Origin of the sequence: Hydrogenophaga sp. UC242_50, assembly GCF_042697355.1 — a bacterium.
Taxonomy (GTDB): domain Bacteria; phylum Pseudomonadota; class Gammaproteobacteria; order Burkholderiales; family Burkholderiaceae_C; genus Hydrogenophaga.
On record NZ_CP170553.1, the window covers coordinates 3,673,232 to 3,695,815 of the forward strand.

The 22,584-nt window shown below is 67.8% G+C and carries 19 protein-coding genes and 2 pseudogenes; 9 read left to right on the forward strand and 12 right to left on the reverse strand.

Annotation, left to right across the window (positions count from 1 at the left end; all coding sequences use genetic code 11):
- Position 1: 1 nt before the first annotated feature.
- A complete protein-coding gene (gene meaB / locus ACFJGX_RS18655; RefSeq protein WP_382326771.1) occupies positions 2 to 1,006 on the reverse strand; it encodes a methylmalonyl Co-A mutase-associated GTPase MeaB in 1,005 nt (334 codons plus the stop codon).
- Positions 1,003 to 3,160, reverse strand: a pseudogene (gene scpA, locus ACFJGX_RS18660) (methylmalonyl-CoA mutase). The gene meaB and the pseudogene scpA overlap by 4 nt, the downstream one beginning before the upstream one ends.
- A 131-nt stretch (positions 3,161 to 3,291) precedes the next feature.
- Between scpA and ACFJGX_RS18665 the strand changes: the two are divergent.
- Together ACFJGX_RS18665 and ACFJGX_RS18670 are read left to right on the forward strand one after the other, a co-directional pair.
- Positions 3,292 to 3,927 carry a GntR family transcriptional regulator gene (locus tag ACFJGX_RS18665; RefSeq protein WP_382324537.1) on the forward strand — a complete coding sequence of 212 codons (636 nt, stop codon included), beginning with the start codon at positions 3,292 to 3,294 and terminating at the stop codon, positions 3,925 to 3,927.
- Positions 3,928 to 4,030: 103 nt separating this feature from the next.
- On the forward strand, positions 4,031 to 4,915 hold the full coding sequence (locus ACFJGX_RS18670; RefSeq protein WP_382324535.1) for a Dyp-type peroxidase: 885 nt from the start codon (positions 4,031 to 4,033) through the stop codon (positions 4,913 to 4,915).
- A gap of 3 nt (positions 4,916 to 4,918) precedes the next feature.
- Here the strand turns inward: ACFJGX_RS18670 and dusA are convergent, their stop codons facing one another.
- Complete coding sequence (gene dusA / locus ACFJGX_RS18675) at positions 4,919 to 5,887, reverse strand: tRNA dihydrouridine(20/20a) synthase DusA (RefSeq protein ID WP_382328741.1); 969 nt, start codon at positions 5,885 to 5,887, stop codon at positions 4,919 to 4,921.
- A gap of 328 nt (positions 5,888 to 6,215) precedes the next feature.
- On the opposite strand from dusA, the gene ACFJGX_RS18680 reads away from it, so the two are divergent.
- Entirely contained in the window at positions 6,216 to 6,689 is a 474-nt protein-coding gene (locus ACFJGX_RS18680; protein WP_382324531.1) for a hypothetical protein, read from the forward strand.
- A 140-nt stretch (positions 6,690 to 6,829) separates the two neighbouring features.
- Here ACFJGX_RS18680 and ACFJGX_RS18685 read toward each other — a convergent pair whose 3' ends face one another.
- The 5 genes and pseudogenes from ACFJGX_RS18685 to ACFJGX_RS18705 form a co-directional block, all read right to left on the reverse strand.
- Positions 6,830 to 7,759 carry a hypothetical protein gene (locus ACFJGX_RS18685; protein ID WP_382324529.1) on the reverse strand — a complete coding sequence of 310 codons (930 nt, stop codon included), beginning with the start codon at positions 7,757 to 7,759 and terminating at the stop codon, positions 6,830 to 6,832.
- Positions 7,760 to 7,867: 108 nt separating this feature from the next.
- Entirely contained in the window at positions 7,868 to 9,586 is a 1,719-nt protein-coding gene (gene ybaL / locus ACFJGX_RS18690; protein WP_382326773.1) for a YbaL family putative K(+) efflux transporter, read from the reverse strand.
- A 126-nt stretch (positions 9,587 to 9,712) separates the two neighbouring features.
- On the reverse strand, positions 9,713 to 10,450 hold the full coding sequence (gene phbB / locus ACFJGX_RS18695) for an acetoacetyl-CoA reductase (RefSeq protein WP_382326775.1): 738 nt from the start codon (positions 10,448 to 10,450) through the stop codon (positions 9,713 to 9,715).
- An 80-nt stretch (positions 10,451 to 10,530) separates the two neighbouring features.
- A pseudogene (locus ACFJGX_RS18700) lies at positions 10,531 to 11,710 on the reverse strand (acetyl-CoA C-acetyltransferase).
- A gap of 36 nt (positions 11,711 to 11,746) precedes the next feature.
- On the reverse strand, positions 11,747 to 13,591 hold the full coding sequence (locus ACFJGX_RS18705) for a PHA/PHB synthase family protein (RefSeq protein WP_382326777.1): 1,845 nt from the start codon (positions 13,589 to 13,591) through the stop codon (positions 11,747 to 11,749).
- A gap of 131 nt (positions 13,592 to 13,722) precedes the next feature.
- Here ACFJGX_RS18705 and ACFJGX_RS18710 point away from each other — a divergent pair, with 131 nt between their 5' ends.
- Positions 13,723 to 14,037: a hypothetical protein gene (locus ACFJGX_RS18710; protein WP_382158306.1), complete on the forward strand. Its 315-nt coding sequence runs from the start codon at positions 13,723 to 13,725 to the stop codon at positions 14,035 to 14,037.
- Here the strand turns inward: ACFJGX_RS18710 and pgeF are convergent.
- The 4 genes from pgeF to ACFJGX_RS18730 form a co-directional block, all read right to left on the reverse strand.
- Positions 13,957 to 14,730, reverse strand: a complete 774-nt coding sequence (gene pgeF, locus ACFJGX_RS18715; RefSeq protein ID WP_382324525.1) for a peptidoglycan editing factor PgeF — start codon at positions 14,728 to 14,730, stop codon at positions 13,957 to 13,959. The two genes, ACFJGX_RS18710 and pgeF, sit on opposite strands and share 81 nt — an antisense overlap.
- Positions 14,730 to 15,371, reverse strand: a complete 642-nt coding sequence (gene maiA, locus ACFJGX_RS18720) for a maleylacetoacetate isomerase (RefSeq protein ID WP_382324523.1) — start codon at positions 15,369 to 15,371, stop codon at positions 14,730 to 14,732. The genes pgeF and maiA overlap by 1 nt, the downstream gene beginning before the upstream one ends.
- A 35-nt stretch (positions 15,372 to 15,406) precedes the next feature.
- A complete protein-coding gene (locus ACFJGX_RS18725; RefSeq protein ID WP_382326779.1) occupies positions 15,407 to 16,510 on the reverse strand; it encodes an alkene reductase in 1,104 nt (367 codons plus the stop codon).
- Positions 16,511 to 16,650: 140 nt separating this feature from the next.
- Positions 16,651 to 17,370, reverse strand: coding sequence for a GntR family transcriptional regulator (locus ACFJGX_RS18730; protein WP_291116596.1), 720 nt, complete (start codon positions 17,368 to 17,370; stop codon positions 16,651 to 16,653).
- Positions 17,371 to 17,450: 80 nt separating this feature from the next.
- Here ACFJGX_RS18730 and ACFJGX_RS18735 point away from each other — a divergent pair, with 80 nt between their 5' ends.
- From ACFJGX_RS18735 to ACFJGX_RS18755, 5 genes are all read left to right on the forward strand, one after another.
- Positions 17,451 to 18,830: a Rieske 2Fe-2S domain-containing protein gene (locus ACFJGX_RS18735; protein WP_382324519.1), complete on the forward strand. Its 1,380-nt coding sequence runs from the start codon at positions 17,451 to 17,453 to the stop codon at positions 18,828 to 18,830.
- Positions 18,827 to 20,305, forward strand: coding sequence for a glutamine synthetase family protein (locus ACFJGX_RS18740; RefSeq protein WP_382324517.1), 1,479 nt, complete (start codon positions 18,827 to 18,829; stop codon positions 20,303 to 20,305). Before ACFJGX_RS18735 ends, ACFJGX_RS18740 begins: the two co-directional genes overlap by 4 nt.
- Positions 20,306 to 20,313: 8 nt before the next feature.
- On the forward strand, positions 20,314 to 20,637 hold the full coding sequence (locus ACFJGX_RS18745; RefSeq protein WP_382324515.1) for a 2Fe-2S iron-sulfur cluster-binding protein: 324 nt from the start codon (positions 20,314 to 20,316) through the stop codon (positions 20,635 to 20,637).
- 69 nt (positions 20,638 to 20,706) lie between these two features.
- Entirely contained in the window at positions 20,707 to 21,411 is a 705-nt protein-coding gene (locus tag ACFJGX_RS18750) for a fumarylacetoacetate hydrolase family protein (protein WP_382324513.1), read from the forward strand.
- A 106-nt stretch (positions 21,412 to 21,517) separates the two neighbouring features.
- The gene (locus ACFJGX_RS18755) at positions 21,518 to 22,564 is read left to right on the forward strand and encodes a TRAP transporter substrate-binding protein (RefSeq protein ID WP_382324511.1); all 1,047 of its coding nucleotides are present in this window, start codon (positions 21,518 to 21,520) and stop codon (positions 22,562 to 22,564) included.
- Positions 22,565 to 22,584 lie beyond the last annotated feature (20 nt).

Consider the following 22,584-nt stretch of genomic DNA (forward strand, 5'->3'; position numbering starts at 1 on the left):
GTCAGTCAAAGAGGTCGAGCAGCTGGCGCGCCGCGGTGGACGGCGGCAGTTCGCCCGCCAGCACCCGGCGGGTGGTCTCGTCGAGGTCGGCGCGCACCTGGGGGTGCGCGCGGAAGCGTTGTTTGAGGCCGGCGTCGATGCGTTCCCACATCCAGGCGCGGGCCTGTTGCTGGCGGCGCTGGGCGAGCTGGCCGTTGCCGGTCTGCAGCGCGCGAAAACGCGAGACTTCGGCCCAGAAGGCGTCCACGCCCCGGCCTTGCAGCGCGCTGAGCTGGATCACCTGCGGGTGCCAGAGGCCGTCGTTGTGGTGCGCGTGCTCGGGGTGCGCATGCAGGCCGAGCAGGCGCAGCGAGGAGGTGATCTGCGCGCGCGCGCGCGTGGCGGCGTCGGGGTCCAGGTCGGCCTTGTTGATGACCACCAGGTCGGCCAGCTCCATCACGCCCTTCTTGATCGCCTGCAGGTCGTCGCCCGCGTTGGGCAGCTGCATCAGCACGAACATGTCCGTCATGCCGCTCACCGCGGTCTCGCTCTGGCCCACGCCCACGGTCTCGACGATCACGATGTCGTGGCCGGCCGCTTCGCAGACCATCATGGCCTCGCGCGTCTTTTCGGCCACGCCGCCCAGCGTGCCGCTGCTCGGGCTGGGCCGGATGTAGGCCTGGTCGTGCACCGAGAGTTTTTCCATGCGCGTCTTGTCGCCCAGGATCGAGCCGCCCGAGACGGAAGAGGACGGGTCGATGGTCAGCACCGCCACGCGGTGCCCCTTCCCGATCAGGTACAGGCCCAGCGCCTCGATGAAGGTGCTCTTGCCCACGCCCGGCACGCCGCTGATGCCCAGGCGCAATGCGTTCCCGGTGTGCGGCAGCAAGGCGGTGAGCAGCTCGTCGCCCTGGGCACGGTGGTCCGCGCGGGTGGACTCCAGCAGCGTGATGGCCTTGGCGATGGCGCGGCGCTGCGTGGCAGGCGCGCCACGCACGATGCCTTCCAGCAATGCCTGAGGGGTCACCCCAAAGCCTTCCGGATCTGCTCCAGCACGTCTTTCGCGCTCGCCGGGATCGGCGTGCCCGGGCCGTAGATGCCCTTGACGCCCGACTCGTACAGGAAGTCGTAGTCCTGGCGCGGGATCACGCCGCCCACGAACACGATGATGTCGTCCGCGCCCTGCTTCTTCAGCTCGGCGATGATGGCCGGCACCAGGGTCTTGTGGCCGGCGGCCAGGGTGGACACGCCCACCGCGTGCACGTCGTTCTCGATCGCCTGGCGCGCGCATTCTTCGGGCGTCTGGAACAGCGGACCCATGTCGACGTCGAAGCCGAGGTCGGCGAACGCCGTGCGCCACCACCTTGGCGCCCCGGTCGTGGCCGTCCTGCCCGAGCTTGCTGATCATCACGCGCGGCCGGCGGCCCTGCTCCTCGGCGAAGGTGTTGATCTCGGTCTTGAGGGCTTCCCAGCCCTCGGCGGAATCGTAGGCAGCTGCGTACACACCGGTCACCTTTTGCGTATCGGCGCGGTGGCGCCCGTAAATCTTCTCCAGCGCATCGCTCACCTCGCCCACCGTGGCGCGCAGGCGGATGGCCTGGATCGACAGGTCCAGCAGGTTGCCCTCGCCGCTGTCGGCCGCAGCGGTCAGCGCCTCCAGCGCGGCCTGCACCTTCGCCGCGTCGCGCGTGGCCTTGATCTGTTTCAGGCGGGCGATCTGCCCGTCGCGCACCGCCACGTTGTCGATGTCGCGCGCCTCGATCGGGTCTTCCTGCTTGAGCTTGTACTTGTTGACGCCGACGATCACGTCCTTGCCGGAGTCGATGCGCGCCTGCTTCTCGGCGGCGGCGGCTTCGATCTTGAGCTTGGCCCAGCCGCTGTCCACCGCCTTGGTCATGCCGCCCATGGCCTCGACCTCCTCGATGATGGCCCAGGCCTTGTCGGCCATCTCCTGCGTGAGGCTCTCCATCATGTAGCTGCCGGCCCAGGGATCCACCACGTTGGTGATGTGCGTCTCTTCCTGGATGATGAGCTGCGTGTTGCGCGCGATGCGCGCGCTGAACTCGGTGGGCAGCGCGATGGCTTCGTCGAACGAGTTGGTGTGCAGCGACTGCGTGCCGCCGAACACCGCGGCCATGGCCTCGATGGCGGTGCGCACCACGTTGTTGTAAGGGTCCTGTTCGGTGAGCGACCAGCCCGAGGTCTGGCAGTGCGTGCGCAGCATCAGGCTCTTGGGGTTCCTGGCGTTGAAGCCCTTCATGATGCGCGTCCACAGCAGGCGGGCGGCGCGCATCTTGGCGATCTCCAGGTAGAAGTTCATGCCGATCGCCCAGAAGAAGGACAGGCGCCCGGCGAAGTCGTCCACGTCCATGCCCTTGGCGATCGCGGTCTTCACATACTCCTTGCCATCGGCCAGCGTGAAGGCCAGCTCCAGCGCCTGGTTGGCGCCGGCTTCCTGCATGTGGTAGCCCGAGATCGAGATCGAGTTGAACTTCGGCATGTGCTGCGCCGTGTACTCGATGATGTCGCCGATGATCTTCATCGACGGCTCGGGCGGGAAGATGTAGGTGTTGCGGACCATGAACTCCTTGAGGATGTCGTTCTGGATGGTGCCGCTGAGCTGGTCCTGCCCCACCCCCTGCTCCTCCGCCGCCACCACATAACCCGCCAGCACCGGCAGCACCGCGCCGTTCATGGTCATGGACACGCTCACCTTGTCCAGCGGGATCTGGTCGAACAGGATCTTCATGTCCTCCACGCTGTCGATCGCCACGCCGGCCTTGCCCACGTCGCCGGTGACGCGCGGGTGGTCGCTGTCGTAGCCCCGGTGCGTCGCCAGGTCGAACGCGACCGAGACGCCCTGCCCGCCCGCGGCCAGGGCCTTGCGGTAGAAGGCGTTGCTCTCTTCGGCGGTGGAGAAGCCCGCGTATTGGCGGATCGTCCACGGCCGCACCGCGTACATGGTGGCCTGCGGGCCACGGATGAAGGGCTCGAAGCCCGGCAGGGTGTTGGTGTGCGGCAGCCCGGCCGTGTCTTCGGCGGTGTACAGCGGCTTGACGCGAATGCCGTCGGGCGTGACCCAGTCCAACGCCGAGACATCGCCACCGGGCGCGGATTTGCGGGCCGCCTGAGCCCAGGCTTCCAAGGTGGCTGCGTTGAATTCGGGCTGTTTCTGGCTCATGGCAAAACTCGGTTTGGACGGGATCAGGACCGCCGAGATTCTACATGATTCATAATTATTGATGCAAAATATTCCTATTGGCTTACAATGCCGGCCTGTGTCCCACACCCCCGATTGACCCCTCCCTGACCATGTCCGCTTTGTCGCTTTCGCCCCGCGCCCTGTACGAAGAAGTCGCCGAGCTGCTGCGCCAGCGCATCTTCCGCCGCGAGCTCGAGCCCGGCAGCTGGATCGACGAGCTCAAGCTCGCCGAGGAATACGGCATCAGCCGCACCCCGCTGCGCGAAGCGCTCAAGGTGCTGGCCGCCGAAGGCCTGGTCACGATGAAGGTGCGGCGCGGCGCCTACGTCACCGAAGTGTCCGAGAAAGACCTTGCGGATGTCTACCACCTGCTGGCCCTGCTGGAGTCGGACGCGGCCGGCGTGGTGGCCGCGCGCGCCAGCGACGAGGAGCTGGCCAGCCTGCAGGCCTTGCACCAGGAACTGGAAGCCGCCGTGGGCGAGCGCGACCGCTTCTTCGCGCTCAACGAGCAGTTCCACATGCGCGTGCTCGAACTCGCGCGCAACCGCTGGCGCGAGCAGATGGTGGCCGACCTGCGCAAGGTGATGAAGCTCAACCGCCACAACTCGCTGCTCAAGAGCGGGCGCATCGAAGAGTCGCTGGCCGAGCACCGCGCCATCGTGGCCGCGCTCACGCAGCGCGACGCCGCGTTGACGGTGCAGCGCATGCGCGAGCACTTCGAGAACGGCCTGGAAGCCGCGGCCTGACCGGTCCCGGCCCACGGGCCGCTGGTAAAGTCCCGCCTGCCTTTCTGCCGCGCGGCTTGCGCCCGCGCGGCGCGCCGCCATCGCCCCATTCCCAGAACAACCCATGTCCGTTCCACTCCCTGCCCAACCCGGCATCCTCCAGCCCATTCCCACCCAGGCCCGCTACCTCAGTTGCCAATTGCGCATCGGCGCCACCCCCCAGGCCGTGCTGCGCGAACTCGCTGCTTTCGCCGATGGCGAAGCGACCGTCGTCGGCCTGGGCGAGTCGCTGGTGCGTGCGCTCGGCACGCAGGTCCCTGGGCTCAAAAGCTTCCCTCAGATCGAGGGCGCGCTCGTCAAACTGCCGGCCACGCCCATCGACCTCCTGATCTGGTTGCGTGGCAGCGACCGCGGGGAACTGTTGCTGCGCAGCCGCCAGCTGGAGGCCTTGCTGGCGCCGGCCTTCGAGCTGCGCGCCATCACCGACGCCTTCAGCCACCGCACCAACCACGACCTCAGCGGCTACGAAGACGGCACGGAAAACCCGCAGGGCGAGGACGCGCTCGCCGCGGCCCTGGTGGCCCAGGGCCCGCTCGCGGGCAGCAGCTTCCTGGCGGTGCAGCGCTGGCGCCACCAGTTGAGCCATTTCGCCGCCATGCCCGAGCTGCAACGCGACCACGTCTTCGGCCGCGCCCACCACAACAACGAAGAACTCGACGACGCACCGGCCTCGGCGCACGTGAAGCGCACGGCCCAGGAAGACTTCGAGCCGCCGGCGTTCGTGCTGCGCCGTGCCATGCCCTGGGCGGAGGGCAACGAAGGCGGCTCCATGTTCACCGCCTTCGGCCACTCGTTCGATGCCTACGAAGCCCTGCTGCGCCGCATGTCGGGCGCGGAGGACGGCGTGGTCGACGCCCTCTTCTCCTTCACGGAACCGGAAACCGGGGCCTACTTCTGGTGCCCGCCCCTGCACCAGGGCCGCATCGACCTGCGCGCCGTGGGGCTCTGAGCCTCAGGCGCCCACCAGGCCGTCGGTTTCGGCTTCCTGGCCCACGTGGGCCTGGGCCATGGCCCACACCTCGCGCGGAGGCAGTGGTTTCAGGCGGTGGTCGCTCCAGACCTGGCGCCAGCGGCGCGCGCCGCGAAACCCGTGGCGCAGGCCCAGCATGTGGCGCGCGATCGCGTACCAGGGGCAACCGTCTTCCAGGAAGGCTCGCTCCATGTAGGCCACCATCTGCTCTTCCACCGCTTCGCGCGTCACGGTGGACGGCGCGGCGCCGAAGAAGGCCTCGTCCCAGCCGGTGAGCACCCAGGGGTTGTGGTACGCCTCGCGGCCGACCATCACGCCATCGACCGCACTCAGGTGCTCGGCGATCTGCGCGTTGGTGGTGAAGCCGCCATTGATGGCAAAGGTGAGTTGCGGAAAGTCCTGCTTGAGGCGGTGCGCGAGTTCGTAGCGCAGCGGCGGAATCTCGCGGTTCTCTTTCGGCGAGAGGCCGTCCAGCCAGGCGTTGCGCGCGTGCACCAGGAACACGCCGCAGCCGGCCTCGCTCACGGTCCCGACGAAATCGCGCACGAAGTCGTAGCTCTCGACCCGGTCGATACCGATGCGGTGTTTGACGGTGACGGGAATCGAGACCGCGTCCACCATGGCCTTGACCCCGTCGGCCACGGTTTGCGGCTCGGCCATCAGGCAGGCGCCGAAGGCCCCGCGCTGCACGCGGTCGCTCGGGCAGCCGCAGTTGAGGTTGATTTCGTCGTAGCCCCATTGCTCGCCCAGGCGCGCGGCGCTTGCCAGCTCGGCGGCGTCGCTGCCCCCCAGCTGCAAGGCCACCGGGTGTTCCTCGGCGTTGAAACGCAGGTGGCGTTGCACGCTGCCGTGGGTGAGCGCGCCCGTGGTCACCATCTCGGTGTACAGCAGGGTGTGCTTCGAGAGCAGGCGATGCAGGTAGCGGCAGTGGCGGTCGGTCCAGTCCATCATGGGCGCGACGGACAGGCGCCAGGGACTCGGAGCTTGCAGGGTGGGATGTGGTTGCACCCCGGTATTTTCTCACCCCGGCGAGCAGGCAAAAGAAAACCCGCCGAAGCGGGTTGAACCTCCTGGCGGAGGGAAGCTCGGGGGGGAGGGAGCTTCGGAGACTTGGTGTGACAGTCACGCCAGTATTCCGGCGCTGCCGCAGGCCCCTTGTCGGAGAGTTGCCGACGCGCTTGTAGGACGGGAGGAGATTCGCCGCGCCAGGGGTGGAAGCGGCCGGGTTGCACCACCACAATGGGCCATGCATACACCAACACGACCCCATCTGAACCTCTTGGCTTGCGCCCTCGCCGCGCTGGCGCTGGCCGGCTGTGCCGCCGCAGAACAAAGGGTGGATCTGCAACCGCCTGTGGCCAGCGGTGCCGGTGTGCAGGTGCAGGACTCGCGGCATGACACCGATCTGAAACTCAAGACGGACACCGGCACCCTGCCTGTCGAGATCCGGCCCCCGGTCGCCGAGGCCCTGCGGAACTGGGTGGCCGCCAGCTACACCGGGCCTCAACCCTTTTACGTGGGCTTGCAGCGCCTGGAGCTGCAGCACCAGGGCGGCCTGGCCTCGGGAGACGAACTGTCCTGCACCGTGGAATCGCAGGTGCGCGTGGGTGGTGAGGTGGGGCGGCCCGTGCGCACCCGGGTGCACAACAACGCCCGGCTGACACCCGATGCCACCAGCGCGGTCCAGCTCATCGTCTCGCAATGCCTGGAAGCCCACGCCAGGGACATCAACGCGCCGACGGGCAGCCGCTAGGCTGCCCGCCTTCGTGATCGTCCGATCAGAACATCAGGGCGATCAGGATGATGATGGGAATGGGGACACCGAGGAAAAACAGCAGCAGGGATTGCATGGAAGGCTCCTTGGAAAGGTAAAAGGGTGTGCAGGGCGGGAACTCAGGCCCGATCGCGCTGGCGGCCACCGAAGGTCGCGGCCAGGCTGGCAAAGAAGGCGCCGATCAGCAAGGAGACGAACAGCCACAGCGCGCCATAGGCCGACGCCTTGCGCGCCTTGTCGGCCGCCTCGCGCGCGGCGGTTTCGGCTTCGCGGGCCTTGATCTGCATCCGCCCGAAGGTGTCGGTCACGCGCTTCTGTGCGTCCTGCGCGCTGACGCCGGTGCGCAAGGCCACCTGCTGGCCGAGGTAGCTGGCGTCCTCGGGCGGCAAGGCGCCGTTCTTCAGGGCCGTGAGGAAGATGCCCGAAGCATCGGCAGCGATCGCGGCAGGCGACGGGTTCACCATCAGCAAGCCCGGGGCGCCGGCCGTCGACGCCGCCGCCGCGTCGGTCCGGAACAGCGTGCCGACAAAGTAGTCCAGATCGGCCTCGCCGTCCTTTTCACCATCGGCCTTGTCCGCCACCTGGGCCACCGCCGCACCCGCGCCACCGGCCGCCACCGTGGCGCCGGCGTTCACACCGGTGCCCACGATCGCACCGATCACCGAGGTGAGCAGCGTTGCCGTGGCCAGGGTCGCCACCGCCCAGGCCAGGAAGCCGTGCGCGGTGTCGCGGAAGTAGACCTCGTCGGCCTGCGTGCCGGCCCAGCGCGTGCGCAGCCGACCGGCCAGATAGCCGCCCATGCCAGAGGCCACCAGTTGGGTGAAGGAAATCCAGAGGATGGTCGAGACGCCGAAGGTGGCGGCACCGATGCCCTGCTGCACCCAGGGCGAGACCGATGCCAGCCCCAGGCCCGTGCCCAGGATGAGCAGGATCAGCGAGAGCGCGGCCGCGCCGGCCGCGCCGGCGAACACCGCGGGCCAGGACACCGCGTGCTCGGATGCCGGCGCCACGGCGATGTCGTCGAATGTGGGCGAATGGGTCAATGCCATGATGGGCCTCCTGTTGGAATGTCAGGCCATCATGGGTGGCGTCCTCATGGGCGCCTGTCGGACGGGTGCGCGAAGGCGTGTAGGACCGGCCCTGGTGCCGATCCGAGGTCAGGCCGCGGCGCGCGCGCCCGGGTTCGCGAGCTTGGAATGCTCGATCACGTAGCGCGTCATCGACTGCGCCAGCTCTTCCTCACCCAGGAAGACCTTGCCGGCGACTTCTTTCTCGAGCAGGCCGGCCTCTTCCTCGCTGTGCGTGCGCACCACGGTCTGAATCTCGGGATTGAGGGCGCGGGCGGTGGCGATCATCTGCCGCACGTTGAGCGTGTCGGGCGTGGCGATCACCAGCATGCCGGCGCGCGCGATGTGGGCCTGGATCAGCACCGCCGGGTCCGCCGCGTCGCCGAACACGGCGGCAATGCCGCGCTCGCGCAGCCGCTCGACGATGTCGCGGTTCTCTTCGGCCACCACATAGGGCAAATGCTGTTCATCCAGCGCGGCGGCGATGCGCCGCCCCACCCGGCCGTAACCCACCAACACCACCTGGCGCGAGAGAAATTTCTCGTGCGTGGTCATGGGCAGTTCGGCCAACGGGTCGTCGCGCTGTTCCAGCTTGCGCGCGAACTCGGAGTTCTTGCGCAGCCATTCCTGCAGCGGGTTGATGGCCTTGAACCACAGCGGGTTGGTGGCGATGGAGATGAGCGCACCCGCCAGCACCAGGCTCTGCCCCTCGGGCGGCAGCAGGCCCAGCGATGCCCCCAGGCCGACCAGGATGAAGGAGAACTCGCCGATCTGCGCCAGGCTGGCGGAGACGGTGAGCGCGGTGTTGAGCGGGTAGCGCATCGCCACCACCAGGGCGGCGGCGGCCACCGACTTGCCCACGATGATGATCAGCACCACGCCGAGCACCTGCAGCGGACGCTCGATCAACACGGCGGGGTTGAACAGCATGCCCACCGAGACGAAGAACAGCACCGCGAAGGCGTCGCGCAACGGCAGCGACTCTTCGGCCGCGCGGTGGCTGAACTCCGATTCGCGCAGCACCATGCCGGCGAAGAAGGCACCCAGCGCGAACGACACGCCGAACAGCGCCGCCGAGGCGAACGCGATGCTCACCGCCGCCGCCACCACGCACAGCGTGAACAGCTCGCGCGAACCGGTGCGCGTGACCTGCCACAGCAGCCAGGGGAACACCCGGCGCCCCACCACCAGCATCAGCGCCACGAAGCCACCCACCTGCAGCAGGGTGAAGCCCAGCGTGCGCCAGATCGAATCGAGATCGCCGTCCGAGCCCTTGCCGCCCAGAAAGCCCGCCAGCGGCGGCAGCAGCACCAGCACCAGCACCATGGCCAGGTCTTCCACCACCAGCCAGCCCACCGCGATGCGGCCCGTGAAGGAATCGAGAATGCCCAGGCTCTCCAGCGCCCGCAGCAGCACCACGGTGCTGCGCACCGAGAGCGACACGCCGAAGACCAGCGCCGAGCCGAAGCTCCAGTCCCACCACCACATGGCCATGCCGATGCCCATCAGCGTGGCGACCGCCATCTGCACCACCGCGCCGGGCAAGGCGATCTTGCGCACCGAGAGCAGGTCTTCCAGGGAAAAATGCAGGCCCACGCCGAACATCAGCAGCATCACACCGATCTCGGCGAGCTGGGCGGCGATGCCGGCGTCGGCCACGAAGCCCGGCGTGAACGGTCCGATGATCACACCCGCCAGCAGGTAGCCCACCAGCGCGGGCAGGCGCACCTTGGCCGCCAGGAAGCCGAGGATCAGTGCCAGACCCAGGCCCGCAGCAATGGTGTTGATCAGTGAAACGCTGTGCGGCATGGGCCGGAAACTCCTTGGCGGAAAGGGGGTGGGGGTGCGGTCGAATTTACACCACGCTTTCGCAGGAACCATGCCCGCAACAAAAAACCCGCCGAAGCGGGTTTCTCTTGGAGCGCGTGAGAGTGTTCAGCCCATGTGCAGGCCGCCGTTGACAGAGAAGTCCGCACCGGTGGCGTAGCCGCCCTCCTCGCTGGCCAGCCAGGCGATGATGGACGCGATCTCGCTCGGCTCACCCAGGCGCTTGACGGGCACGGTGGCCACGATCTTCTCCAGCACGTCGGGCCGGATGGCCTTGACCATGTCAGTGCCGATGTAGCCCGGGCTCACGGTGTTGACCGTGACACCCTTGGTCGCCAGCTCCTGCGCCAGCGCCATCGAGAAGCCGTGCATGCCGGCCTTGGCGGCCGAGTAGTTGGTCTGCCCAGCCTGGCCCTTCTCGCCGTTGACCGACGAGATGTTGATGATGCGGCCCCAGCCCTTTTCCACCATGTCGGCCACGACCTGCTTGGTCACGTTGAACATGGAGTTCAGGTTGGTCTCGATCACCGCATCCCAGTCGTCGCGCGACATTTTCAGGAACATGCGATCGCGCGTGATGCCGGCGTTGTTCACCAGCACGTCGATCGTGCCGTGCTCCGCCTTGGTCTTGGTGAAGGCTTCCACGGTGGAATCCCAGTCGCCGACATTGCCGACCGAGGCGTGGAAGCTGTAGCCCTGAGCCTTCTGCTCGTCGAGCCACTTCTTGAAGTCGCGCGTGGGGCCGCAGCCCGCAATGACCGTGAAACCTTCCTTGTGCAGGCGCTGGCAGATGGCCGTTCCGATGCCACCCATGCCGCCTGTGACGTACGCGACTTTCTTGCTCATTTCTTGTGCTCCTTGTGCCTTTGGCGATGGTGACCGGAAGGCCCTCCCTCCGGTCATCCGTTGTTGATTTAACCGTGAATTCAGCGTTCGACCGCGAGGGAAACCCCCATGCCGCCACCGATGCACAGGGCCGCGAGACCTTTCTTTGCATCGCGGCGCTGCATTTCATGCAGCAGCGTCACGAGGATGCGGCAGCCGGACGCACCGATGGGGTGGCCGATGGCGATCGCACCGCCGTTGACGTTGACGCGCGCCGGATCGATGTCCAGCGCCTTGTTGACGGCGCAAGCCTGGGCCGCGAAGGCTTCGTTGAGCTCGAACAGGTCCACGTCGCTGGCCTTCCAGCCAGCGCGCGCCAGGGCCTTCTTCGATGCCGGCACCGGGCCCATGCCCATGGTGGCCGGGTCCAGGCCGCTGGTGCCGAAGGCGGCGATGCGCGCCAGCGGCTTGAGGCCCAGCGCCGCGGCCTTCTTGGCGGTCATCACCACCACCGCGGCGGCGCCGTCGTTGATGCCCGAGGCGTTGCCCGCCGTCACCGAGCCGGCCTTGTCGAACGCGGGGCGCAGGCCGGCCAGGGCTTCGGCGCTGGTCTTCTTGTTGATGAACTCGTCGGCATTGAAGAGGATGGGGTCACCCTTGCGCTGCGCAATGCTCACGCCCACGATCTCGTCCTTGAACTTGCCAGCGTCCTGCGCGGCGCTGGCCTTCTGCTGGCTGCCCAGCGCGAGCGCGTCCTGCGCGTCGCGGCTGATGCCGTGCTCCTTGGCCACGTTCTCGGCGGTGATGCCCATGTGGTACTGGTTGTACACGTCCCACAGGCCGTCGACGATCATGGTGTCGGTCATCTTCCAGTCGCCCATGCGCTGGCCGTCGCGGCTGCCGTTGAGCACATGCGGCGAGGCGCTCATGTTCTCCTGGCCACCAGCGATCACGATCTCGCTGTCGCCCCAGGCCACGGCCTGCGCGGCCAGCATCACGGCCTTGAGGCCGGAGCCGCACACGGCGTTGATGGTGAGCGCCGGCGTTTCCTTGGCCACGCCCGGCCTTCATCATGGCCTGACGGGCCGGGTTCTGACCCACGCCAGCGGCCAGCACCTGGCCCATGATCACTTCACCGATGGCGTCGGCCGGCAGGCCGGTGCGCTCCAGCAGCGCCTTGATGACGATGCTGCCCAGCTCCGTGGCCGGTGTCTTGGCGAGCGTGCCGCCGAACTTGCCCACGGCGGTGCGGGCGGCTGAAACGATGACGATGTCTTCCATGCAATGTCTCCTGGGGGTGCGGATGAAAAAAAATGTTCAGGCTTTGGCTTTGACGTAACGGCCGGGTGCGGGCTCGATGGCGGTGTAGCGCTTGGCCTTGCCATACGCCTTGGGCGCAGCAATTTGCTTGCCAGCCAGCGGCTTGAGCCAGGCGGACCAGTCGGTCCACCAGCTGCCGGGGTGTTCGGTGGCGCTGGCGATCCAGTCCTTCACGTCGGCCGGGAACTTGCCCGCCGGGCCGATCCAGTGGCTGCGCTTGTTCTTCGACGCGGGGTTGATCACGCCCGCGATGTGACCCGAGGCGCCCATCACGAAGCGCTTCTTGCCCGGGAAGATCTGCGTGCTGCCGTAGGACCCGCCGATGGGCACGATGTGGTCTTCGCGCGAGCCGTAGATGTAGACGGGGAGCTTGACCTGGCGGAAGTCGATCTTCTCGCCGCACACCGTGGTCTTGCCCGGCTTCACCAGGTTGTTCTCCAGGTACATCTGGCGCAGGTACCAGGCGTAGTACGGGCCCGGCAGGTTGGTGCTGTCGGAGTTCCAGTACAGCAGGTCGAATGGCGGTGGCGTCTCGCCCTTGAGGTAGTTGCCCACCACGTAGTTCCACACCAGGTCGTTCGGGCGCAGGAAGCTGAAGGTGGTGGCGAGGTCGCGCCCGGGCATGAGGCCGCCATCGGCGAACTGCATCTCGCGGAACTTCACGAAGTTCTCGTCGATGAACACGTCGAGGATGCCGGTGTCGGTGAAGTCGAGCAGCGTGGTGAGGAAGGTCGCGCTGTTCACCGGCGTCTCGCCCCGCGCGGCCAGCACGGCCAGCGCGGTGCCCAGCATGGTGCCGCCCACGCAGAAGCCCAAGGCGTTGATGGTCTTGGCGCCGGTGATGTCCTGCGTGACCGCGATGGCCTTGACGACCGCGTCTTCGATGTACTCGTCCCAGGTCTTCTTCGACAGCGATTCGTCGGGATTGCGCCAGCTCACCACGAAGGTGCGGTGGCCCTGCTCCACGCAGTAGCGGATCAGCGAGTTCTCGGGCTGCAGGTCGAGGATGTAGAACTTGTTGATGCAAGGCGGCACCAGCAGGAAAGGCCGCTCGTACACCTTGGCGGTCAAGGGCTTGTACTCGATGAGTTGGAACAGCTCGTTCTCGAACACCACGGCGCCTTCGGTGGTGGCGACGTTCTTGCCGACCTCGAACACGCTCTCGTCGGTCATGGACACGTGGCCCTGCTTCATGTCGTGCAGCAGGTTCGCCACGCCCTTGGCAATGCTCTCGCCCTGCGTCTCGATCGCCTTCTTCTGCGCTTCCGCATTGAACGCCAGGAAGTTGCTGGGCGCGCTGGCGTCGATCCACTGCTGCACGGCGAAACGGACGCGCGTTCGCGCCTTGGCGTCGCCCTGCATCGCCTCGGCCATGGCGATGAGGGTGCGGGCGTTGAGCAGGTAGGTCGCGGCCGCGAAGGCCGCCATGGGGTTGCTGGCCCAGGCGTCGGACGCGAAGCGCCGATCGCCCGCGGGCTTCACGTTCGGCCCCTGGTTCCACAGCCCGGCCAGTTCCTGGAGGTAGGTGTTCTGGATCTCCAGCAGCTGGGCCGGGTCGAAGCTGACCGCCTGGCCCTGGCTGGCCTGGCTGAAGATGTCGCCCACGGCCGGCATGCCGGGGAAGCCGGCGGCGCCCGTGGGCATGGCGATCCCGAAGGGGCTGGCCGCGCCCGCTTTCGGCATGAACGCCTTGAACGCGGCAAAGGGGTCGCTGGCGGCGGATGGGGGGGCAGAGGCGCCGGGGAAAGCCTGGGCCATCTGCGTCCACTGTTGAACGAGGTTCTGCTGGAACTGTTGCGCGGTTTCCAGCCAGTCTGAAGAAGGGTTCTTGCCCGATGTCATGCTGGTCTCCTAGGGTGTTGCCTGCGACTTATCATGGGCAGCCCTCGGGGGAGAGATTCCGGATCTTCCCCAGGTTTTTCGTATCAGCATCCAGCAGGCTGACACGGGTGGTCCGGGCTGCAAGGAATGTTGTGTATCTGGTGGTGATCGGTTGGATGTACGTGGTGCTCATGATGTCGGTGGCCGAAGCGACCAACACCACAGGCTCTGTGCTGGGAGCCATTGTGACCTTTTTTCTTTACGGTTTGCTGCCGGTCGCACTGGTGGTTTACCTGATGCTCACGCCACAAAGGCGCAAAGCGATCAAGGCACGCGAGGCCGCGGAGCTCGAAGCACAGCGGGCCGCGACGACCTCGACCACAGCCTCAGTCGATCCAGACGCAGGCGGCCATGCGCCCGGTGCTGCCGAGGCGGACGGCATCGCGCCGGTGCGAAAAGAACCGTGAGGCCTGCGTGACGGTGCACCACGCGGCGCTGCCGTCGTTGCCGTGCACCTGTGCCACGCCCGCGGCCTGAAGCCGGCGCCGCGCGAGCGCGGGCAGGTCCGCCAAAGATTTGCCGTCTCGCCCATGAGACCGAAAACAGGAAGCGGCTTCGACATCGGCCGACACGAAGGCGCCCTTCACTTCCGCGCCGACTTCGAACGCCGACGGACCGATGCAGGGGCCGAGCCAGGCCACCACCTCACCCTCGCCCGCCGCTTCGCGCAAGGCGCGCAGCGTGGCCTCGAGCACACCGTTCGCCAGCCCGCGCCAGCCCGCGTGCGCGGCGGCCACCACCTGGCCCGAGGCATGGGCGAACAGCACCGGCAGGCAATCGGCCACCATGATGGTGGCGGCCAGGCCGGGCCCTTGCACCACACAGCCATCGGCCTCGGCGCCGTCCGGCGTCGCGCGGTCCAGCCGCACCACCCCGGTGCCATGCACCTGCTGAAGAAACACGGGACGTGCGGGCGCGGTCAGCGAGGCCAGGCGGGCGCGGTTGGCGGCCACCGCAAGCGGGTCGTCGCGCACGTGGTCGCCCAAGTTGAAGCGGTCGAACGGCGGGGCCGACACACCACCATCGCGCGTGGTGAACAGCGCCCGCACGCCCGGTGGTGCGGGCCAGTCGGGAACCAGGCTGTCCGGGGACTGGGGCATCAGGCCTCGGCGTCCGGGCAGGCCGATGGCTGGGCCTGCTGAAACGCGGGCAAGGCCATGCAGGCCTCGAACGCGGCCATGGTGCGCGGCAGGCCGCTGAAGTCGGTGTTGAAGCGCTGGCCGTTGAAGATCTGCGGCACCAGGCAGCAATCGGCCATGGTGGGCGTGTCGCCCGCGCAGTAGGTGGACTGGGGCTGCAGCGCGAGCTGGCGCTCGAAGGACTCCAGACCGCTGCGCACCCAGTGGCGGTACCAGACGTTCTTGGGCTCCTCTTCCACCTTCAGTTCCTTGGTCAGGTACTTGAGCACGCGCAGGTTGTTGATGGGGTGGATCTCGCAGGCCACGATCTGCGAGAGCGCGCGCACGCGCGCGCGGCCCAGTGCATCGGCCGGCAGCAGCGCGGGCGCGGGCTGCACCTCGTCCAGGTACTCGATGATCGCCATCGACTGCGTCAGGCGCGTGCCATCGTCGAGCTCGAGCAGGGGCACCAGGCCTTCGACCGCCTTGTCGGTGAAGGCCGGCAGCTTGTGGTCGCCGCGCGCGATGTGCACGGGCACGTAGTCGTAGGCAATGCCCTTGAGCGCGAGCGCGATGCGCACGCGGAACGAGGCCGAGGAGCGGAAGTAGTTGTAGAGCTTCATGGGCTCCAAGGATAAACCCGCAGCGGCCAGGCCCCTCAGGCCGTCAACGCCGGGTAGTCCGTGTAGCCCTTTTCGCCGCCGCCGTAGAAGGTGGTCTTGTCGGGCTGGTTGAACGGGCCACCCTGCTGGAGCCGGGCCACGAGGTCGGGGTTGGCGATGTAGCTCTTGCCAAAGGCCACGAGGTCGGCGCCGTCGTCCAGGGCGTTTTGCGCCAGCGAGAGGTCGTAGCCGTTGTTGACCATCCAGGCCGCACGGCCGCCGGCCTCGCGGTAGGCGGCGCGCAGCGCGGCGTAGTCGAACGGGCGATCGGGAATCTCGCGCGGGCCACCCGTGGCGCCTTCGATGACATGCACATAAGCCAGATCGAAACGCGCCAGCTCGCGCACCACGCAGGTGAAGAGCGGCTGCGGGTCGGCGTCGACCACGTCGTTGGCCGGCGTCACGGGCGAGAGGCGGATGCCAGTGCGCGCCGCGCCGATCGCATCGGTCACGGCCTGGACCACTTCCAGCAGCAGGCGCGCCCGGTTCTCGATACTGCCTCCGTAGGCGTCGGTGCGCTGGTTGCTGCCGGTCTTCAGGAACTGGTCGATCAGGTAGCCATTGGCCGCGTGGATTTCCACCCCGTCGAAGCCAGCCTCGATGGCGGCCAGCGCGGCCTTGCGGTAGTCCTCGACGATGCCAGGCAATTCGGCCGCGTCGAGCGCGCGCGGCACGGAGGTTTCCACGAAGGTGGGCACACCGTCCTTGATCAGCACCGTCTTGGTCTTGGCGGCAATGGCCGAGGGCGCCACGGGGGCACCGCCCTTGGGTTGCAGCTCGGTGTGCGAAACGCGGCCCACGTGCCAGAGCTGGGTGACGATCTTGCCGCCGGCGGCGTGCACGGCCGCGGTCACGCGTTTCCAGCCTTCGATCTGTTCGGCCGCGTACAGGCCCGGCACATCGGCATAACCCTGGCCTTGGTGGCTGATGGCGGTTGCTTCGGTGATCAACAGGCCGGCGCTGGCGCGCTGCTGGTAATAGGTGGCAATGAGCGGCGTGGGCACGGCGTTGGGCGCGCGGTTGCGCGTGAGCGGTGCCATGACGATGCGGTTCGCCAGCGACAGCTGGCCGGCGGTGGTGGGTTCGAAAAGGCGGGTCATGCGGATGGGTCAGCGGGGTTGAACGATGGCCCATTGTGCGCAGCCACCCCCGTCGACTCCTCGGGATGGCGCAAATCCCCACGGCCGCAAGGTCGTTGCGGCCGTCCCTGCAAACCCGCCGCGCTTGTGCTGCTGAACGCTCAGCCCACCACCAGGCGGATGCCGGGCAGCACCTGCTCGGACTCGGCGCGCCGCTCCAGCGCCAGGCGCATGTTCATCTGCGCCACTTCGGTGTGTTCCACCGCGAGCGCCTGGGCGCGCGCGCTTTCGCCGCGCCGCAGGGCATCGAACAGCATGTGGTGCTGGCGGTGCGCGTACAGCATCCAGTCGCGGTCCATGGTCACCGTGCCCTGCATGGGCAGCATGGCCGAGGCCGGCGCGAACGGCAGCTTGTCGTTGAGTTCCACCGAGCGTTGCAGGGCCCGGTTGCCGCAGGCATCGAGGATCAGCGCGTGGAAGCGGTCGTTCATCAGGGCGTAGGCCGCGTAGCTTTCGATGGTCAGCGGGTTGTCCGCGAGCAGGCGGTCTCCCTCATCGAGCACGGTCTGCAACTGGCCCTGCAACTGGCGCGACACGCCGTGTTCGGCCACCAGCCGTGCGGCCATGCCTTCGAGGTGGCCGCGCACCGCGATGGCGTCGATCACCTCCTGCGCGGTGAACTGGCGCACCAGGTATTTGCCGGTCTCGTTGGCCTGCACGAGCCCCTCCTGCTCCAGCGTGACCAGCGCGGCGCGCACCGGCGTGCGCGAGGCGCCCAGGCGTTCGGCCAGCTGTTGCTCGGCCAGGCGCTGGCCGGGTTCGAACTGACCGCTCAGGATCAGGTCGCGCAATTGCATCAAAACGGTTTCTTGCAGGCTCATGGCACAAAATGTACACCGAAATCAAAAAACGGTATACCATTTCGATACCCCACCCCGTTTTATTGCCGGAGATTCCCCACATGAAAGCCGAACTCAATCAACGCATGACCCAGGTCGGACCGGGCACGCCCGGTGGCGAGCTGCTGCGCCGCTACTGGCAGCCGGTGGCGCTGATGGACGAATTCAACCCCGCGCTGGACCCCCAGATGGCCGTGCGCCCCGTGAAGGCGGTGCGCGTGCTGGGCCAGAACTTCGTGCTGTTCCGCGACGCCCTGGGCGAGTTCGGCCTGCTCGATCGCGACTGCCCGCACCGCGGCGCCGACCTCGCCTTCGGCCGCAACGAAGGCGATGGCATCCGCTGCCCCTTCCACGGCTGGAAGTTCGACACCACGGGCCAGTGCATCGACACCCCGGCCGAGCCCGCCGGCAGCAAGATGTGCACGCGCATCAAGCAGCGCAGCTACCCGCTGGTGCAGCGCAGCGGCGTGCTGTTCGGCTGGTTCGGTCCCGAGGACCAGACGCCCCCGCCCTTCCCCGAGCTGGACTGCTTCACCGCGCCCGAAAGCCACACCTTCGCCTTCAAGGGCCTGTGGCACTGCAACTGGCTGCAGTCGCTGGAAGTGGGCATCGATCCGGCGCACGCCTCCTACCTGCACCGCTTCTTCAACGACGGCTCGCTGGAAGACAGCTACGGCAAGCAGTTCCGCGGCGCCAGCGCCGGTGACGTGGGCGGCGAGCGCTGGCCCATGACGCGCGTGATGCGCGAATTCGGCCAGCCCCTCATCAGCTTCGAGCCCAAGCCCTATGGCCTGCAGCTCACCGCGCTGCGCCCCATGACCGACGAGCTGACCCACGTGCGCGTGACCAATGCCGTGTTCCCGCAGACCTTCGTGATCCCGCTGTCGGAGACCATGACGATCACGCAGATGCACGTGCCGGTGGACGACACCCACAACTACTGGTACGCCTTCTTCACCAGCTTCACCGGCCCGGTGGACAAGGACGCCATGCGCACGCCGCGCCTGCAGGCCGTGACCCTGCCCGACTACATCCCGAAGTCGGGCCGCCACAACAACTGGGGCTTCAACGCCGAAGAGCAGCAGACCCGCACCTACCTCGGCATGGGCGAGGACGACATCAACGTGCACGACCAGTGGGCCTGCGAGAGCATGGGCCCGATCCAGGACCGCACGCGCGAACACCTGGGCACCACCGACAAGGTGGTGATGGCCAACCGCCGCATGCTGCTGCAGGCCATCGACGCCGTGGAGCAAGGCGGCACGGCCCCCGGCGTGGCCGACCCGGCCTTGCACGGCGCCATTGCAGGCCCCGACACGGTGGACGGCATCGCCCCCGCGCAGGGCTGGGAAACCTGGTGGCAGGACGCGGTGCGCGACAAGCGCGAAGGTGCGCCCTGGCACGCGAAAGCCTCCGCCGAGGAAACGGCGGGCGCCAAATGACGTCGTTCGCCCAACGCTGCGGCCTCGAATCCCCCGAACGCGACGCCGAATGCCGGCGCGTGGCCCAACTCATCGAAGCCAGCGGCATCGAGCTGGTGCGCTTTGGCTGGTGCGACGCCCACGGCATGCTGCGCGGCAAAACGCTCACCGCCAAGGCAGCGCTGCGCGCGCTGAACGACGGCGTGGGCATGGTGGGCACGCTGATGCTCAAGGACACGGCCGACCGCACGGCCTGGAAGGTGTTCGAGCCCGGTGGCGCCGACGGCCTGCCCGGCTTCGCCGGCGCGGCCAACCTCATGCTCATGCCCGATCCGCAGAGCTTCACCGTGCTGCCCTGGCTGGAGCGCACCGGCTGGCTGCGCTGCCAGCCCTGGTTCGCCGACGGCACGCCCGTGCCGCTGGACGCGCGCGGCATGCTGCAGACCGCGCTGGCGAAACTGGGCCAGGCCGGCTACGGCCTCAAGACCGGGCTGGAGGTGGAGTTCCACATCTACCGCATCACCGACACCCGCCCCCAACTCGACCCCGAACTCGCGGCCTGGCCCGGCCTGCCGCCCACGGTGGAGATGATCCACCCCGGCTACAACCTGCAGGCCGAAGCCATGGGCGACATGAGCGACGAGCCGCTGCGCATCGTGCAGCGCACCGCGCAGGCGTTGGGCCTGCCGCTGCAGTCGCTGGAAATCGAACTCGGCCCGAGCCAGGTGGAGGCGGTGTTCGACGCCACCGACGCCCTGACCGCCGCCGACCAGATGGTGCTGTTCCGCAACGGCGTGCGCCAGGCGCTGCGGCGCGCGGGCTACCACGCCACCTTCATGTGCCGCCCGCCGTTCCCCAACATCATGTCCAGCGGCTGGCACCTGCACCAGTCGCTGGTGGACCTGAAGACCGGCCGCAACGCCTGCGTGCGCGACACGCCCGCACCCGGCACCACCCGCACCGACGCCACGCACACGCTGTCCGAGGCCGGTGCGCACTGGCTCGCCGGCCTGCTGTCACACGCGCGCGGCATGACGGTGCTGTGCACGCCCACCATCAACGGCTTTGCCCGCTTCCGGCCCAACGCGCTGGCACCGCAGGCCGCGCTGTGGGGACAGGACAACCGGGGCGCCATGCTGCGCGTGGTGGGTGCGGCCGGCGACAACGCCACCCGCATCGAGAACCGCGTGGGTGAGCCCGCCGCCAACCCCTACCTCTACATGGCCGCGCAGATCCACGCGGGGCTCGACGGCCTGGCGCGCGCCACGCTGCCGCCGCCCGCGAGCGAATCGCCCTACGCGGCCGACAACCAGAAGCTGCCCTCTTCGCTGGGTGAAGGCCTGGATGCGCTGCGCGCCGACAGCGCGCTGTGCGCCGCGCTGGGTGAGGACTTCGTGCGCTACTTCTGCCGCATCAAGCAAAGCGAGATCGACCGCCACGCGCAAGCCGAGGACAAGACCGACTTCGAGCGCCGCGAGTACTTCGCCAGGACTTGAGCCCGCCCATGATCTCGATCCGATTCCTCAACGCCGATGGCACGGTGCAGGCCATCCAGACCGAGCCGGGCCAGAGCCTGATGAAGGCCGCGGTGGACGCGAACATCCAGGGCATCGAGGCCGACTGCGGCGGCAGCCTCACCTGCGCCACCTGCCACGTGATGATCGGGGCGCCCTGGGCCGCGATGCTGAGCGCCCCGGTGCCTGACGAGATCGACATGCTGGACTTCGCGTCCAGCCCGGTGGAGGCCGACAGCCGCCTGAGTTGCCAGGTCAAGCTCACGCCGGAGATGGATGGCATGGAGGTCCGGCTGCCCGCGTCCCAGCACTGAGGACGCACCGAAAAGCGGTCTGCGCCCATGGCACACTGGTGATCTTCGATTCCAACGAAACCACCTGCCATGCCAGACACCACCTACCTCTTCGCCCCCCCGGCCACCGTGAGCGTGCCCGTGGTGGGGCGCGCCGAGCGCTTCCCCGTGCACCGCATCTACTGCGTGGGCCGCAACTACGAAGAGCACGCCAAGGAGATGGGCTTCACCGGCCGCGAGCCGCCCTTCTTCTTCCTCAAGCCGGCCGATGCCATCGTGGTCGCCGAGGCAGGCCAGACCGCTTCCATGCCCTACCCCAGCCTCACCGGCAACCTGCACCACGAGATCGAACTCGTGGTCGCCATCGGCGTGGGCGGCAAGAACATCCAGGCCGCCGACGCCGCGAAGCACATCTGGGGTTATGCCGTGGGCCTGGACATGACGCGCCGCGACCTGCAGAACGACATGAAGAAGCAGGGCCGCCCCTGGTGCATCGGCAAGGCCTACGACCAGTCCGCGCCCATCGGCCCCATCACCCCGGCCGCGCAGGCCGGCAACGTGAACGAGGCGCCGATCTGGTTGCAGGTCAATGGCGCGGACCGCCAGCGCAGCACCGTGGCCAAGCTGATCTGGAACGTGGCCGAGACCATCGAACACCTGTCGGCCGCCTGGGAACTGCAACCCGGCGACCTGATCTACACCGGCACGCCCGAAGGCGTGGCGGCCGTGGTGAAGGGCGACACCCTGCACGGCGGCGTGGACGGCCTCACACCCATTTCGGTGCGCGTGGCCTGAACGAGAACGTGACGCAGGTCGCATCCGAGGGTTAGACCTCTCACGAAAACGACCTGGCCTGACATATGCTTTTCCCGTTTTTCTTTGACCCCAGGAGACTTTCAACATGATTCAACGCAGAACCCTGCTCCAGTCCGGTGCGGCCGTGGCCCTCGGCGCACCCGCGCTCACAGGCTTCGCCCAACAAAGCGTCACGCTCAAGTTCCACACGTTCATGGCACCTCAGTCCAACGTGTACATCAACATGCACAAGGCATGGATGGACAAGGTCGAGAAGGACTCCGGCGGCCGGATCAAGTTCGAAGGTTATCCCGCCATGCAGCTGGGCGGCACGCCCGTGCAGCTGTTCGACCAGGCGCGCGACGGCGTGGTCGACATCGTCTGGACGCTGCCGGGCAACACCCCGGGCCGCTTCCCGCGCACCGAAGTGTTCGAGCTGCCGTTCATGATGAACAACGCCGAAGCCACTTCCAAGGCGTTCTGGGAGTACATCACCACGATGGCCCCCGACGAGTACAAGGAAGTGCAGCCCATCGCCCTGCAGGTGCACGGCCCGGGCATGTTCCACATGCGCAGCAAGCAGATCAAGACCGCGGAAGACCTGCGCGGCTCCAAGGTGCGCGGCCCGACCCGCCAGATCACCAAGATGCTGGGCTACCTCGGCGCCATCCCCGTGGGCATGCCGCTGCCGCAGATCCCCGATGCGCTCTCCAAGGGCGTGATCGACGGCTGCGTGATCCCCTGGGAAGTGGTGCCCTCGGTCAAGGTGCACGAGCTCACCAAGTTCCACAGCGAGTTCGACCCCGCTGGCGGCGCGCTCTACACCACCACCTTCGTGATGGGCATGAACCGCAACAAGTACGCCTCGCTGCCGCCCGACCTCAAGGCCGTCATCGACAAGAACTCGGGCATCGAGACCTCCGGCTGGCTGGGCAAGGTGCAGCAGGCCGGCGATGCGCCCGGCCGTGAAGCCGCCGTCAAGCAGGGCAACACCATCTACACCATCCCCTCGGCCGAAGCGCAGGAATTCAAGCGCAAGGCGCGCCTGGTGGAAGTGGAGTGGGTGCAGGACATGGACAAGCGCGGCTTCAAGGGCCAGGAGCTGTTGAACGCAGCCAAGGCCCTGATCGCCAAGCACGGCAAGAAGGCCTGAGTCTCCCCTCCTCGAAAAGC

Bases quoted from the DNA above. Each gene is read 5' to 3' on its own strand.
- ACFJGX_RS18665 (WP_382324537.1), top strand. From the start codon at position 3,292: ATGTCCGCTTTGTCGCTTTCGCCCCGCGCCCTGTACGAAGAAGTCGCC.
- ACFJGX_RS18670 (WP_382324535.1), top strand. From the start codon at position 4,031: ATGTCCGTTCCACTCCCTGCCCAACCCGGCATCCTCCAGCCCATTCCC.
- dusA (WP_382328741.1), bottom strand. From the start codon at position 5,887: ATGATGGACTGGACCGACCGCCACTGCCGCTACCTGCATCGCCTGCTC.
- ACFJGX_RS18685 (WP_382324529.1), bottom strand. From the start codon at position 7,759: ATGGCATTGACCCATTCGCCCACATTCGACGACATCGCCGTGGCGCCG.
- ybaL (WP_382326773.1), bottom strand. From the start codon at position 9,586: ATGCCGCACAGCGTTTCACTGATCAACACCATTGCTGCGGGCCTGGGT.
- phbB (WP_382326775.1), bottom strand. From the start codon at position 10,450: ATGAGCAAGAAAGTCGCGTACGTCACAGGCGGCATGGGTGGCATCGGA.
- ACFJGX_RS18705 (WP_382326777.1), bottom strand. From the start codon at position 13,591: ATGACATCGGGCAAGAACCCTTCTTCAGACTGGCTGGAAACCGCGCAA.
- pgeF (WP_382324525.1), bottom strand. From the start codon at position 14,730: ATGCCCCAGTCCCCGGACAGCCTGGTTCCCGACTGGCCCGCACCACCG.
- maiA (WP_382324523.1), bottom strand. From the start codon at position 15,371: ATGAAGCTCTACAACTACTTCCGCTCCTCGGCCTCGTTCCGCGTGCGC.
- ACFJGX_RS18725 (WP_382326779.1), bottom strand. From the start codon at position 16,510: ATGACCCGCCTTTTCGAACCCACCACCGCCGGCCAGCTGTCGCTGGCG.
- ACFJGX_RS18730 (WP_291116596.1), bottom strand. From the start codon at position 17,370: ATGAGCCTGCAAGAAACCGTTTTGATGCAATTGCGCGACCTGATCCTG.
- ACFJGX_RS18735 (WP_382324519.1), top strand. From the start codon at position 17,451: ATGAAAGCCGAACTCAATCAACGCATGACCCAGGTCGGACCGGGCACG.
- ACFJGX_RS18740 (WP_382324517.1), top strand. From the start codon at position 18,827: ATGACGTCGTTCGCCCAACGCTGCGGCCTCGAATCCCCCGAACGCGAC.
- ACFJGX_RS18745 (WP_382324515.1), top strand. From the start codon at position 20,314: ATGATCTCGATCCGATTCCTCAACGCCGATGGCACGGTGCAGGCCATC.
- ACFJGX_RS18750 (WP_382324513.1), top strand. From the start codon at position 20,707: ATGCCAGACACCACCTACCTCTTCGCCCCCCCGGCCACCGTGAGCGTG.
- ACFJGX_RS18755 (WP_382324511.1), top strand. From the start codon at position 21,518: ATGATTCAACGCAGAACCCTGCTCCAGTCCGGTGCGGCCGTGGCCCTC.